This is a genomic window from Gracilibacillus sp. D59, assembly GCF_052246695.1.
Classification (GTDB): domain Bacteria; phylum Bacillota; class Bacilli; order Bacillales; family Amphibacillaceae; genus Gracilibacillus.
In genome coordinates, this window is record NZ_JBQQCK010000003.1 from 370,711 (window position 1) to 385,025 (window position 14,315).

Annotated in this window: 15 protein-coding genes; 12 read left to right on the plus strand and 3 right to left on the minus strand. The window is 38.6% G+C overall.

The features are described 5' to 3' along the window. Positions 1-124 precede the first annotated feature (124 nt). The 3 genes from ACTWP4_RS07990 to ACTWP4_RS08000 all read right to left on the minus strand — a co-directional run bounded on the left by ACTWP4_RS07990 (position 125) and on the right by ACTWP4_RS08000 (position 3,304). Positions 125-1,687, minus strand: coding sequence for a catalase (locus ACTWP4_RS07990; protein WP_443128230.1), 1,563 nt, complete (start codon positions 1,685-1,687; stop codon positions 125-127). 806 nt (positions 1,688-2,493) lie between these two features. After that, a complete protein-coding gene (locus ACTWP4_RS07995) occupies positions 2,494-2,697 on the minus strand; it encodes a hypothetical protein (protein WP_443128231.1) in 204 nt (67 codons plus the stop codon). Between the two features lie 124 nt (positions 2,698-2,821). After that, positions 2,822-3,304 (minus strand): DinB family protein, encoded by a 483-nt coding sequence (locus ACTWP4_RS08000; protein WP_443128301.1) that lies wholly within the window; start codon positions 3,302-3,304, stop codon positions 2,822-2,824. A 167-nt stretch (positions 3,305-3,471) separates the two neighbouring features. Here ACTWP4_RS08000 and ACTWP4_RS08005 point away from each other — a divergent pair, with 167 nt between their 5' ends. The 12 genes from ACTWP4_RS08005 to ACTWP4_RS08060 all read left to right on the plus strand — a co-directional run bounded on the left by ACTWP4_RS08005 (position 3,472) and on the right by ACTWP4_RS08060 (position 14,314). Further along, a complete protein-coding gene (locus ACTWP4_RS08005) occupies positions 3,472-4,263 on the plus strand; it encodes a carbon-nitrogen family hydrolase (protein WP_443128232.1) in 792 nt (263 codons plus the stop codon). A 5-nt stretch (positions 4,264-4,268) separates the two neighbouring features. Further along, a complete protein-coding gene (locus tag ACTWP4_RS08010; protein ID WP_443128233.1) occupies positions 4,269-5,444 on the plus strand; it encodes a pyridoxal phosphate-dependent aminotransferase in 1,176 nt (391 codons plus the stop codon). A 454-nt stretch (positions 5,445-5,898) separates the two neighbouring features. After that, a complete protein-coding gene (gene urtA, locus ACTWP4_RS08015) occupies positions 5,899-7,188 on the plus strand; it encodes an urea ABC transporter substrate-binding protein (RefSeq protein WP_443128234.1) in 1,290 nt (429 codons plus the stop codon). A 190-nt stretch (positions 7,189-7,378) separates the two neighbouring features. After that, positions 7,379-8,281 (plus strand): urea ABC transporter permease subunit UrtB, encoded by a 903-nt coding sequence (gene urtB / locus ACTWP4_RS08020; protein WP_443128235.1) that lies wholly within the window; start codon positions 7,379-7,381, stop codon positions 8,279-8,281. 19 nt (positions 8,282-8,300) lie between these two features. Further along, positions 8,301-9,383 (plus strand): urea ABC transporter permease subunit UrtC, encoded by a 1,083-nt coding sequence (urtC, locus tag ACTWP4_RS08025; RefSeq protein ID WP_443128236.1) that lies wholly within the window; start codon positions 8,301-8,303, stop codon positions 9,381-9,383. Beyond that, positions 9,343-10,107: an urea ABC transporter ATP-binding protein UrtD gene (gene urtD, locus ACTWP4_RS08030; RefSeq protein WP_443128237.1), complete on the plus strand. Its 765-nt coding sequence runs from the start codon at positions 9,343-9,345 to the stop codon at positions 10,105-10,107. Before urtC ends, urtD begins: the two co-directional genes overlap by 41 nt. Beyond that, entirely contained in the window at positions 10,094-10,783 is a 690-nt protein-coding gene (urtE, locus tag ACTWP4_RS08035; RefSeq protein WP_443128238.1) for an urea ABC transporter ATP-binding subunit UrtE, read from the plus strand. The genes urtD and urtE overlap by 14 nt, the downstream gene beginning before the upstream one ends. 12 nt (positions 10,784-10,795) lie before the next feature. Beyond that, a complete protein-coding gene (ureA, locus tag ACTWP4_RS08040) occupies positions 10,796-11,098 on the plus strand; it encodes an urease subunit gamma (RefSeq protein ID WP_443128239.1) in 303 nt (100 codons plus the stop codon). 12 nt (positions 11,099-11,110) lie between these two features. Next, entirely contained in the window at positions 11,111-11,461 is a 351-nt protein-coding gene (gene ureB, locus ACTWP4_RS08045) for an urease subunit beta (RefSeq protein WP_443128240.1), read from the plus strand. Positions 11,462-11,469: 8 nt separating this feature from the next. After that, positions 11,470-13,191, plus strand: coding sequence for an urease subunit alpha (gene ureC / locus ACTWP4_RS08050; protein WP_443128302.1), 1,722 nt, complete (start codon positions 11,470-11,472; stop codon positions 13,189-13,191). 12 nt (positions 13,192-13,203) lie between these two features. Continuing rightward, positions 13,204-13,647, plus strand: coding sequence for an urease accessory protein UreE (locus ACTWP4_RS08055; RefSeq protein WP_443128241.1), 444 nt, complete (start codon positions 13,204-13,206; stop codon positions 13,645-13,647). Next, positions 13,589-14,314, plus strand: a complete 726-nt coding sequence (locus ACTWP4_RS08060; RefSeq protein WP_443128242.1) for an urease accessory protein UreF — start codon at positions 13,589-13,591, stop codon at positions 14,312-14,314. Before ACTWP4_RS08055 ends, ACTWP4_RS08060 begins: the two co-directional genes overlap by 59 nt. Position 14,315 lies beyond the last annotated feature (1 nt).

Below are 14,315 nucleotides of genomic sequence, written 5' to 3' on the forward strand. Positions count from 1 at the left end.
AACTGGGATAAACGACAAATCGGAGAGTGATCTCAAAAGATATATAGAATAAATCGAGATAAACAACAGCGGTTTGGAGATGAGATCCTTGGAATGGCGACCATTCCAAGGATTTAAATATTATTTAATATGGATCTGATGGATGTCCCATTTCTCCTGCTTCGTTTACTGCTTCTTCCATCATTTCATTATTACTTTCCATGGACATTTTCAAGCCCTCTTCCACACGTTTGCCATAGTCTTTGTCACATTGGTAGAAATGTTCGATCATTTGGTCCTGGATTTCCTTCCGACAACCTGACAGTGCAGAAACCAGATTTTTGATCAGATCATCTTTTTCCCAATCACTTAAACGACGGTACGTTTCACCAGCTTGACCATAATTGTTTTCCCGGGAAATAGTCTTACGTTGCAGATTTCCTTCTACATATGGTTCATGCTCAACACCAGGGTTTTTGTCTTCATTTAACCCACCGGTAATCGATGGTTCGTAATCGACATGTGGATTTTTGAAATCTCCATAATCTTGTCGAAAGTCCATTTGTCCACCTGTTTGATTTGTTGCTACTTTATGGTTAGGACGGTTAATTGGTAACTGTAAGTAGTTTGCTCCTACACGGTAACGCTGTGTATCAGAGTAGGAATACGTTCTACCCTGTAATAGCTTATCATCTGAGAAGTCTAACCCATCTACTAATACACCTGTTCCGAAAGCGGCTTGTTCTACTTCGGCATGGAAATTGTCTGGATTGCGATTCAATACCATTTTTCCAACTTTGTGCCAAGGATAATCCTCTTTGTACCAGAGCTTCGTCGCATCTAATGGATCATAATCTAATTCTGGATGCTCACCATCTTCCATGATTTGAACATAGAGCTCCCATTCTGGATAGTCCCCTTTTTCAATGGCTTCATAGAGGTCTTGTGTTGCATGATTAAAGTTTTTTCCTTGAATTTTTGATGCTTCTTCTTGTGTTAAGTTTTTAATTCCCTGGACTGGTTCCCAGTGATATTTGACAAGTACTGCTTTTCCTTCTTCATTGACCCACTTATATGTGTGTACCCCTGATCCTTGCATATGACGATATGTTGCCGGAATTCCCCAAGGAGAGAAGACAAACGTAACCATATGCAATGCTTCCGGTGATTGACTTATAAAATCAAACATACGCTCAAGGTTTTGATAATTTGTAACTGGGTCAGGACGAAAAGCATGGATCATGTCCGGGAATTTTAGTGGATCACGAATAAAGAATATCTTTAAATTGTTACCGACCAGATCCCAGTTACCATCTTCAGTATAAAATTTTATTGCAAATCCGCGTGGGTCCCGTAAAGTTTCAGGAGAGTGCTTGCCATGAACTACCGTCGAAAAGCGGATAAAAACAGGAGTTTGAACTTCTGTATTGGTGAACACTTTTGCTCGGGTATACTTGGAGATTGACTCTCCGTTTACTGTTCCATACGACTGAAAATAACCGTGTGCTCCAGCCCCGCGAGCGTGGACAATACGTTCCGGAATTTTTTCTCGGTCAAAGTGACTAATCTTTTCTAAGAAGTCATAATTCTCCAATGTTGTTGGCCCACGATCTCCGACAGTTCGTACATTTTGATTGTCGGTTACTGGATGCCCTTGTTGATTGGTCATTTTCTCTTTACCGTGATTCGGTTTATTTTTGTTATCCATTATCCAACCCCCTTGAGATTCATCATCTCCAGTATTCCCCAGATGATTGAGGTTATGCGAACTTCCAGTGAGTGTCGATAAGTGAATAGGTTATATAGGGTTTGTTATAATTTTATTATCACAGCCTATAAAGTAGCGTGATTCAATTGGATATTATTCAAGATGATTTAACAAAAATGATGGCTAGGATCAGAGGTGAATGTAGGAGTAAGCCGACGGTATGAGTTGGAATCTACTGTGAACTATGTAAAAACGATATAATCGGTATTCATGGTATCAAAGAGAGAGAGGGGCGAATCCCTTGAAAAGCGAGTTAATCGGTATTCACGTTGTCCAAGAGAGGGGTGAATCCCTTAAAAAACGAGATAATCGGCATTCACGTTGTCCAAGAAGGGGCGAATCCCTTAAAAAACGAGATAATCGGTATTCGCGGTGTCCAAGAAAGGCCGAATCCCTTAAAAAACGAGATAATCGGCATTCACGTTGTCCAAGAAGGGGGCGAATCCCTTAAAAAACGAGATAATCGGCATTCACGTTGTCCAAGAAGGGGGCGAATCCCTTAAAAAACGAGATAATCGGTATTCACGGTGTCCAAGAAGGGGCGAATCCCTTAAAAAGCAAGATAATCGGTATTCACGGTGTCCAAGAAGGGGGTGAATACCTTAAAAAGTGAGATAATCATATTACAGGAGTGTAAATGTGAAAAATTGTCCAAAACATAAATATTCCCAAACAAGTTGATTTAACCTTTTATATCACTATGACTAGGCTGTATAAGATCATCCCTATTATTGCTGTGGCGAAGTTCAGCTGATATTTTCGCCAGTGTGTTTAGTATTTTTCAGCAGCTTAAAAAGCCGATAGTAACTGCTGATTGCAATTAAACCTCCAACTATGACATACCCCACTTGAAAATTCATTGCATAAGCAAAGACGATGCATAAAGCAATGAGGATTATAAAAATATGAAAGCCGATTTGAAACTTCGTATATCCGTCAGATTTGTTCATAATTCGTCTCCTAACTTTTCTATTCGTTTTATTTGTGAAATATTTTAACAAAAAAGTACTTGGAGCAATAGTGTTAAAATCCCTCAATTTGAAAGGATCACCAAATAAAAGTGATCCATTTTATCTAGTATTCTATATACCATTTTCGTAGTTGATTTATATGTGCCTGATGATACCTAATGTGGTCTGCTATATGCCAAATGCCCCATTTAATGGTTGCTTTTTTTCCGTTTCCATATTCAACAATTCGGTTTAGTTGTTTATCTGTTAATTGGTAACATACAGATCTCATCATATTTATGACCTCATCATATTCTTTGAGAAGCATATCTAGATAAATACCTTTAATTTGTGGTAGTTGGTAATTTTCATCTAACATCGGTCCATATTTTTTAACAAGTTCTATTGGTGTAACTTCTCCTTTTATTCTATAAACCCAGTTTAAGTCTACGAAAGCTAAATGTCTTAATAATTGTGCTGTACTGTTGTATTTCTGTCCAGGACCTTTAAAATCTACTTCTTCTTGTGACATACCAGCAACAATCTGTTTTAGCCGATTATAATTTTCATCAACCATTGCATAAAGCATTCCTACTACAGGTTCCATTTCAGTATCCGCTTTTAAATCTGAAATATTTCTCAAAAGTATCACCTCGATCATTTGTGTATAATTATAAATAATAATGAATATAAATTCAATCGAAGTATTTATTTCGCTTATCTCAGTGATATGCTTTACAATAAAATTAAAGCAAAAAAGTAGGGGTGTTTGACATGAAATATGCAATATATCAAATGGATGTAGTCGTTGCAGATCCACAAGCGAACCGGGAAAAAATCAAAAACTGGATCGAAACACAAGTAAACGAAAATAAACCGGATACTGTTGTATTACCGGAAATGTGGAATGCCGGCTATGCATTGGACAGACTTAATGGATTGGCCGACAACAACGGAGAAACCACGATTCCTTTTCTAAGCGATTTAGCCAAAAAACATCAGATTAATATTATTGGCGGTTCGATTGCAAATAAAAAAGGAAACGGCATTTATAATACGAGTTATGTATTCAATCGTGAAGGTGAACTTGTCCATCAATATGACAAAATGCACCTCGTTCCGATGTTAGATGAGCCAAAATATTTAAATGGTGGGCAATCAAAAGGAGCTGTATTTGAACTAGACAATGTCAAGATGGGGATAGTTATTTGTTATGACCTTCGTTTTCCGGAGCTGATGAGAGCGATAGCGTTGCAAGGTGCAGAAGTGATCCATATTGTAGCACAATGGCCGACAGCTCGAAAAGATCATTGGAAATTCTTGCAGTATGCACGAGCAATAGAAAATCAATGCTATATTATTTCTGCTAATAGCAGCGGAACATGTAATGGTACCGATTTTGCTGGCGAATCAATGGTGATTAATCCATCGGGTGAGTTGGTAGCATCAGGGCATCCAGAAACAGAAACCACCATTAATGCAAGTATTGATTTAACCAAAGTCGCAGAAATTCGCAAAAATATTCCTGTATTCAAAAGCCGGGTACCAAATTTATATGGAGAGTGATCAGTATGTCAGAATTCGAGTATTCAGATCGACTAAAGCTACTACCAGAGCAATTTTTTGCAAAATTAGTGAAAAAAACGCAGGCATTAATTAAACAAGGGCATGATGTCATTAATCTTGGGCAAGGTAACCCTGATTTACCAACGCCTGATTTTATAGTAGAAGCATTACAGGAAGCAAGTGAAAATCCAACGTTTCATAAATATTCGCCATTTCAGGGGTATCCTTTTTTAAAACAAGAGATAGCAGACTTTTATAAAAAAGAATACGATGTAGAGGTTGATCCGGCATCAGAAGTAGCGATTCTGTTTGGTTCCAAAACTGGACTTGTGGAAATAAGTCAATGCCTGTTGAATCCATATAATAAAGTACTTGTTCCTGACCCAGGTTATCCAGATTATATGTCAGGAATCGCACTGGTCAATGCGGAGCCAATACATATGCCATTACGGAAGGAAAATGCTTTTTTACCTGACTATGATAACATTAATCAAGAAGATCTTGATCTAGCAAAATTAATGTTCCTGAACTATCCCAACAATCCAACAGCAGCTACAGCAACAAGAGAATTTTTTGATCAGACGGTTGAAGTAGCAAGAAAACATCATATCTGTGTTGTCCATGATTTTGCTTATGGTGCAATAGGGTATGATGGAGAAAAACCTCAAAGCTTCCTGCAATCACCAGGGGCAAAAGAGGTAGGCATCGAAATGTATACACTATCGAAAACATTTAATATGGCAGGTTGGCGAGTGGCGTTTGCAGTCGGTAATCCGTCTGTTATCCAAGCACTTGAGCTTATTCAGGATCATTATTATGTAAGTATCTTTGGGGCCATTCAAGCAGCTGCTCAAAAAGCATTACATAATGGACAAACTGCGATCCAAGAGCTTAATCAAGTATATGAACAAAGAAGAAATGCCTTCTTGCAAAAAGCGGAGGAAATTGGTTGGCATGGTGGAACGAGTAAGGGATCTTTCTTTGTGTGGATGCCAACGCCTGCTAGTTACAGTTCTGAGGAATTCGCTGAATTATTATTAGAAAAAGCACATGTTGTCGTTGCACCGGGAAGTGGGTTCGGTACTTCAGGTGAAGGTTATGTTCGTATTGCATTATTAGATTCTGAGGACAGATTGACAGAAGCATGTGAACGAATCAGCAAATTGCCATTATTCTTGTAAGCTACTCTTCAAATCCTTGGTTGTTCCTTTGCACAATATATCTAGTTTATGTATTTTGTAATAATGGACAATAAGCACTTTTCTTTCTTGTTTTTAGCCAACGATATATCTTTACTATTATTTGATATAGATATTCTAACAAAATAAGCTATATTTTCGAGCATTATCGAAACAGAATATTATACAATAAATCATAAACAAGTCTCCTCAAAAGGAGGCTTGTTTTATTTCATAGCAATATCACCTCTAAATCTCATCAGAAAAGTAACACTTTTGAATCTTCTTAACAAAACTACTCTGTCGAACTACTAAAATCTTACAAATATATAGAAACTAATATGTCAGAAAATTTAAAAAATGATGTAAGGAAACCTAACACACTATTAGATTAGATTTTTTTAATTTGCTAGCCTTATCTTTGTAGATCAATAAAAACACGGATGGGGGCAGGAAAATGAAAAAGAGCAATTTTTTCTATCTATTAATTTTAGGGTTACTTGTAATCTTTATGGTGGCATGTTCAGCAGCTGATAATGCAGCAAATGCTACAGATCCAGAAGAAGGAGAGGAAACGGAAACAACAGAGGAAAGCGAAAGTAATGAGGAAAGTGATGGGGATACGATCAAAGTAGGGGTCTTACACTCATTAAGTGGAACAATGGCAATTAGTGAAACTTCTGTACAACAAGCAGAACTTCTTGCGATTAAAGAAATTAATGAAAATGGTGGTGTGCTTGGTAAGCAATTAGAGCCAGTGATCGAAGATGGTGCTTCAGACTGGCCGACGTTCGCTGAAAAAGCAAGTAAATTATTACAACAAGATGAAGTAGCTACGATTTTTGGTGGTTGGACATCAGCAAGTCGTAAAGCGATGTTACCAGTTGTCGAAGAACATAATGGTTTATTATTCTATCCAGTCCAATATGAAGGAATGGAAGATTCACCAAACATCTTCTATACAGGGGCAGCACCAAACCAGCAAATCGTACCGGCAGTAAATTGGTTGTTAAAAAATAGAGGAGATTCTTTCTTTCTTTTAGGAAGTGATTATGTATTCCCAAGAACTGCAAACGCAGCTATTAAGGCACAGTTAGATAATGAAGGTGCAGAATTAGTCGGTGAAGAATATACACCATTAGGACATACAGATTACAATACGGTCATTGCAAAAATCAAAAGTGAAAATCCAGATGTTATTTTCAACACGTTAAATGGTGACAGTAACGTTGCTTTCTTTAAACAATTACAAGACGCAGGAATTACATCAGATGATATGACGGTTTTATCTGTAAGTGTTGCTGAAGAAGAAATTAAAGGTATTGGCGCAGATGTAATTGAAGGACATTTAACAAGCTGGAACTATTACCAAACAACGGATACACCTGAAAATGAAGAATTTGTTGCTAATTATAAAGCGGAATACGGAGAAGATGCGGTAACTGCAGATCCAATTGAAGCTGGATATTTCGGTGTTTACTTATGGGCGAAAGCAGTAGAAAAGGCTGGAACAACCGATGTGGATGCAGTAAGAGAAGCGGCAAAGGGAATTACATTTGATGCACCAAACGGAAAGGTAACGATTGATGGTGACAATCAACACGTGTACAAGACAGTGAGAATTGGTGAAGTACAGAGTGACGGTATGATTACAGAGTTGTGGCATTCAAAAGAACCTGTCAAGCCAGATCCTTATTTAGAAGAATACGATTGGGCATCAGATTTAAGTGAATCATTAGCCGAATAAAAAGGGGTACTTTATCCATCAGTAGGGGCTCCCCCACTGATGGAAATCTCACTCTATAAATTAAAAATTTTTACATTAAAGTTCACATCAAATGTTATAAAAAAATACATGAATTGGCAGTTAATAAGATGAATGAGGGTGTTGGGCTAAGTCCCCACTTCTTGTTTCATAAAGGAAAGGATTGTTTGGATTGAATGAAATTATTATAACCTTATTTAACGGAATAAGTCTTGGTTCGATCCTGCTTTTGATAGCATTAGGACTTGCCATTACATTTGGCTTGATGAATGTCATTAATATGGCACATGGTGAATTAATCATGGTTGGTGCTTATATCACTTACGTTATACAGAATCTTTTTGTTAATTATGCTCCACCGGAATATTTCGATTTGTATTTTATTATATCGATTCCAGTAGCGCTTATTGTGGCAGCAGGTATCGGTATGCTGTTAGAAGTATCATTAATTCGCCATTTATATAAGCGTCCACTAGATAGTTTACTAGCTACATGGGGTGTCGGGCTTATTTTACAACAAACTGCAAGATCGATTTTCGGGGCACCGAATGTAGGGGTAACAAGTCCCTCCTTTTTAACAGGAGGATTAGAAGTTGGCTCGTTAATTCTACCGTTTTCTAGGTTGTTTATTTTAGGATTGTCGATCGTTTGTTTATTCAGTATTTATTATTATTTTTACCGAACAGCAAGTGGTAGAAGAGTAAGAGCAGTTATGCAAAATCGACAAATGGCAGAATGTTTAGGTGTTTCTACTAGAAAAGTAGATATGCTGACATTTGCAATTGGTTCTGGTTTCGCTGGTGTTGCTGGCTGTGCGTTGACGTTATTAGGTGCTATAGGTCCAACAATAGGAACAAGTTATATTATTGATGCCTTTATGGTCGTTGTTGTTGGTGGAGTTGGAGCACTATTTGGTGCTGTTTCAGGAGCATTCGGTATTGGGATTTTAAATACGATTTTTGAATATGTCACAAATGCAACATTAGGTAAAGTATTAATATTCGTAGTCATTATTGCCTTTTTACAATGGCGGCCATCAGGTCTTGTTATGTCACGTTCAAGATCACTAGATTAAAAATTAGGAGCGTTGAATCATGCAAAATACGATTTATCAAAAACTATTAAGTCGGAGAATCATTTTTAGTTTGATTTTTCTGTTGTTATTGGCAGCTCCACTTTTTATGTCAGACTTTCGTTTGAATTTGCTTGGGAAGTTTCTAGCATTTGCTATTCTGGCAATCGGTTTAGACTTATTGTGGGGTTACACAGGTGTTCTAAGCTTGGGGCATGGGATTTTCTTTGGTTTAGGTGCTTATTGTATGGCAATGTATTTAAAGCTAGAAGCAACGGGTGGAACATTACCGGATTTCATGGCGTGGAGTGGAATGAGTGAGCTTCCACTGATATGGCTTCCGTTTCAATATCCATTCATCGCAATTTTACTAGGAATATTGGTTCCAGCAATGGTTGCTTTATTTCTAGGTTACTTAACTTTCCGAAATCGGATAAGTGGTGTTTATTTTACGATTTTGTCACAAGCACTTGTCTTAGTCGTTGTGACGTTATTTGTCGGGAGCCAAAACCTTACTGGTGGTACAAGTGGTTTAACTAACTTTAAGACACTATTTGGTTTTCAGGTTAACTCGGCTTCTACACAGACAGCTTTTTATTTAATTACGGTAGTCGTGTTAGGTCTGGTGTTTTTTGCTTGCCGTAAGCTTATTAAAGGGCGGTTCGGAAAAATACTCGTCGGTATTCGTGACGGTGAAAACCGCATGCGATTTCTTGGTTACAATCCATCTGCCTATAAAACATTTATTTATACTTTATCAGCTGCGATAGCAGGACTTGCCGGGATGCTATTTGTGTTGCAAGTTGGGATTATTTCACCAACTATGATTGGCATTATTCCGTCGATTGAAATGGTGTTATGGGTAGCGTTAGGTGGACGCGGTACGTTAATTGGTCCGGTAATTGGAGCTGTACTTGTCAATGCAGCAAAAACAGGATTCAGTGAATCATACCCAGAAGTATGGACTTATTTCTTAGGATTATTGTTCGTACTTGTTGTCGTCTTCCTGCCTAAAGGTATAACTGGTTTATTTGAAAAATGGAGCGATCGGAGGAAAAAACAAGATGTCTCAAGCAGTGTTGAAGTTGAAAAAAGTTATAGTTGACTTTAGTGGGTTTAAAGCAATTAATCAGTTAGATTTTACGGTTCAACCAAATTCTGTTCATTTTGTGATCGGACCGAATGGGGCTGGGAAAACAACTTTACTCGATGTTGTTTGTGGTAAAACAAAAGCAACGAATGGAGAAATTAATTTACAGGACAGAAAAGAACTATCCAAATTAACGGAAGATCAAATTGTTCATCAAGGTATCTCAAGAAAATTCCAGGCTCCATCGATTTTTCACAACTTGACGGTGACAGATAACTTGGAAATCGCAATGAAGCAGAAGAAAAATCTATTTTCGATGATCAAGGCAAAATGGACAAATGAACAAAAAAAGAAGATCAATGACATGCTTGAATTAATCGGTTTGAAAGAAGTACAGGATCAACTAGCGGGCTCTTTGGCTCATGGTCAAAAACAGTGGTTGGAAATTGCGATGGTATTAATGCAGGAACCAGATATTGTCTTATTAGATGAGCCGATTGCGGGGATGTCAAAGAAAGAGCGTAATAAAACAGGGGAATTAATTACGAAAATAGCTAAAGATCGTGCAGTATTAATTGTCGAGCATGATATGGATTTTGTGAAGGAATATGCCGATCTTGTATCGGTAATGCATGAAGGGCAATTATTGTTTGAAGGTAGTATGGAAGAAGTGCAAAATGATCCGACAGTCAGGGAAGTATATTTAGGCAGAAAGGTTGAGGAGAATGTTGTCAATTAAGGGATTGGAAGCTGGTTATGAAGAGAGTATGGTCATCCGAGAGATTGATATGGAAGTTGATAAGAACCAGGTCATCTGTGTGATGGGAAGAAATGGGGTAGGTAAGACTACTTTATTAAAGACTATTATTGGCATTCTATATCCGAAAACAGGATCGATCCACTATCAATCCGAAGACATTACCAAAGCCCGTTCCTCCTCTCGTGCCCAGAAAGGAATTGGTTATGTCCCGCAAGGAAGAGAGATTTTTCCGAAGTTGACAGTCTATGAAAACCTACTAATTGGATTAGAAGCTGGTAAGCAAAAAAAGATAGATGAGAAAATATACGATTATTTTCCGATCTTAAAAGACTTTGCCATGCGAAATGGCGGGGATTTAAGTGGTGGTCAGCAACAGCAATTGGCAATCGCCCGTGCATTAGTATCTCATCCATCTTTTTTGTTATTGGATGAACCGACAGAAGGGATCCAACCGAATATTGTTCAGGAGATTCAGGACGTTATTGTAGATATAAAAAATACATCTGCTACATCGATGATTCTCGTAGAGCAAAATTTAGATTTCGTCAAAAGTGTAGCTGATTATTTATATGTAATTGATCATGGTTCAATAGTATACGAGAATCCAATCGACCAGGTGGAAGATGATGAGGTTTATCGTTACTTAAGTGTTTAAGGAGGGATCTTCATGAAGTTATCACCTGTTGAACAGGAGAAATTACTACTTTTTTTAGCTGGGGAATTGGCTGAGAAAAGGAGAAAAAAAGGAATAAAATTAAATTATCCGGAAGCAACTGCTTTGATTAGCTGTTACTTATTAGAAGGGGCTCGTGAAGGGAAAACAGTTGCCCGGCTGATGCAGGAAGGGAAGCAAGTACTAACTGCAGACGATGTGATGGAAGGGGTTCCGGAGATGATCGAAAGTGTACAGATTGAAGCGACCTTTCCAGATGGAACAAAGCTGGTTACTGTCCATCAGCCGATTATGTGAGGAGGTTTTTCGATGATTCCTGGTGAGATTAAACTAGCCAAAAAAGAAATTGAAATTAATAAAGGAAGAAAAACGAAAACGATAAAGGTTGCCAATAAAGGTGACCGCCCGATACAAGTAGGATCGCACTATCATTTTCCAGAAGTAAACCGGGAGCTTGATTTTGACCGGCCGAGTACGATCGGAATGAGATTGAGTGTTCCAGCGGGTACAGCTGTACGTTTTGAACCAGGTGAGGAAAAAGAAGTCGAGCTTGTTGAAATAGCAGGAAACAAACATGTATACGGACTTAATAATCTCACGAACGGTAGTGTAACAAATACGGCAGAAATTACAGAAACAATGAAGCAAAAAGGGTTTTAGAAAGGAGCATATCGATGAAACTTTCACGACAACAATACGCTGCTTTATATGGTCCGACAGCTGGTGATCAAATTCGTCTCGCCGACACCGATTTATGGATCGAAATCGAAAAAGATTACACGACATATGGAGATGAAAGTGTATTTGGCGGCGGTAAAGTATTACGTGATGGCATGGGTCAAAGCAGTACAAGAACTCGTGATCAAAATGTCCTCGATTTAATTTTAACCAATGCTTTGATCATTGATTATACCGGTATTGTTAAAGCAGATATCGGAATTAAAGATGGACGAATTGTGGCAATTGGCAAAGGTGGCAATTCGGATGTGATGGAGGGGGTTACCGAAAACATGGATGTCGGTGCCTCGACAGAAGTGATTGCCTGCGAAGGAAAAATAGTTACGGCAGGCGCGATTGATGCACATATCCATTTTATCAGTCCACAACAAATTGAAGTAGCTTTAGCAGCAGGGTTTACGACAATGCTTGGCGGTGGTACTGGGCCTGCGACTGGTACGAATGCAACGACTTGTACACCTGGTGAATGGAATATCCACCGTATGCTGGAGGCAGCAGAGGAGTATCCGATCAACATAGGCTTTTTAGGAAAAGGAAATGCTTCCTCACCTGATCCACAACGAGAACAAATAAAGGCTGGTGCGATTGGTCTGAAGTTACATGAGGACTGGGGGACAACACCTGCGGCCATAAGTCAATGTCTTAGTGTTGCGGATGAACTGGATGTGCAGGTCGCAATCCATACCGATACGTTAAATGAAGCAGGATTTTTAGAAGATACCGTCAGTGCTATTGGTGACCGTGTCATTCATACCTATCATACAGAAGGTGCAGGTGGTGGACATGCACCAGATATTATGAAGATAGCTTCGTTTCCAAATGTTTTGCCATCCTCCACCAATCCAACGAGACCATATACCGTCAATACAATTGATGAGCATCTTGACATGTTAATGGTCTGTCACCACTTGGATCATAACGTACCAGAAGATGTCGCTTTTGCAGATTCACGGATTCGTCCCGAAACAATCGCAGCAGAGGATATCTTACATGACTTGGGCGTGATTAGTATGATCTCTTCTGATTCACAGGCAATGGGACGTGTCGGTGAAAGTATTACCCGAACATGGCAAACAGCAGATAAAATGAAAAAACAACGAGGCTTTCTACAAGAAGATCAACAAGCAGAAAATGATAACACACGTGCCAAGCGCTATGTGGCAAAATATACGATTAATCCGGCGATTACTCATGGCATGAGTGATGAGATCGGCTCGCTTGAAGTAGGAAAGCTGGCAGATATCGTGATTTGGGATCCGAAATTTTTTGGCACGAAACCAGAAACAGTTGTAAAAGGTGGCATGATCGCATATGCCCAAATGGGGGATCCGAATGCATCGATTCCGACGCCACAGCCGGTGATGATGCGTCCGATGTTTGGTGCATTAGGAAAAGCGAAATATCAAACCGCTATTACTTTTGTTTCACAAGCAGCATATAAGGCCAAAGTTCATGAGCAGCTAGGTTTGCAGAAACTGGTGCGACCAGTAAAAAACTGCCGAAATATCGGGAAGAAGGATCTTCCTTTAAATAGTGCAACACCAAAGATCGACGTCGATCCGGAAACATACGAAGTAAAACTAGATGGTGAAATCATCACTTGTGAACCTTTTGAAGAGGTAGCAATGGCACAACGCTATTATTTATTCTGAGGAGGATAAAAGATGTTAACGAAAGAAGTAATTACTAATATTGAGGAACAGCCAAATGATCATCCGAATCGCGAATGGATTGAACTTGATTGGGATGAATTGAATAAGCGGATTATCCGGAAGACAACGGACAAAGGTACAGATGTCGCGATTTCCTTAGAGGAAAAAGCACCATTAAAAGTGGGTGACGTTGTGTATGAAGATGCGGAAAAACAAATTGTTATCCGTACGAAGAAAGAAAAAGTCTATGTCGTTTATCCGGATAATATTGTGCAGATGGGTAAAGCCGCATTTGAACTAGGCAATCGTCACACACCATGTCTTATTTCAGAAACAGAAATTGTCGTACGCTATGATGAAACGTTAGAACGTTTATTTAATGAAGTAGGTGTGAAGTATGAGCAGACAGAAAGAAGATTCACAGAACCATTTAAATACAGAGGGCATCAACACTAAGTTTCTCTATTTAATGCATATTCATGATTCTGCATTTCCGATTGGCACCTATACCCATTCGTTTGGGATGGAAACCTTTATTCAAGGAGATTTAATCAGAACAAAAAAAAATTTATTTCACTTTTTACAAGTCTATCTTCATGAAAATGTTGCCTTTACGGATGGTATTTTTGTAAAAGAATCCTATCAGCAGGAGGAACTGGCAGAATTAATCCGATTGGAAAAAATATGTGATGCAAGTAAAAATGCAGAAGAGACCAGAGGTGCAAGCAGTATGATCGGCAAACAATTTGTAAAAGCTGTATTGCCTGTCAGTAATACACCGTCTCTTGAGAAATGGAATCATTTATTAACAGAGAAAAAAGTGATCGCTCATTTCCCAATTGTATATAGTTTATATGCGAAAGATTTAGGATTTGATCTGTATACAACAGTGCTTACCTTTTTGTATTCGTCAACGATTGGTCTAGTTCACAATGCTGTTCGGGCGATTCCACTCGGGCAAAAGGCAGGGATCGAGGTGATTCACCGCTTAATACCTGAGATGGAAAAAGCAACGGTGAATGTGCTGGAACGTGACCTGTCTGATCTGTCCAATCATGCAGTTGGGCTTGAGCTTGCCTCCATGCAACATAAATATTTACGATCACGATTATTTATATCTTAAG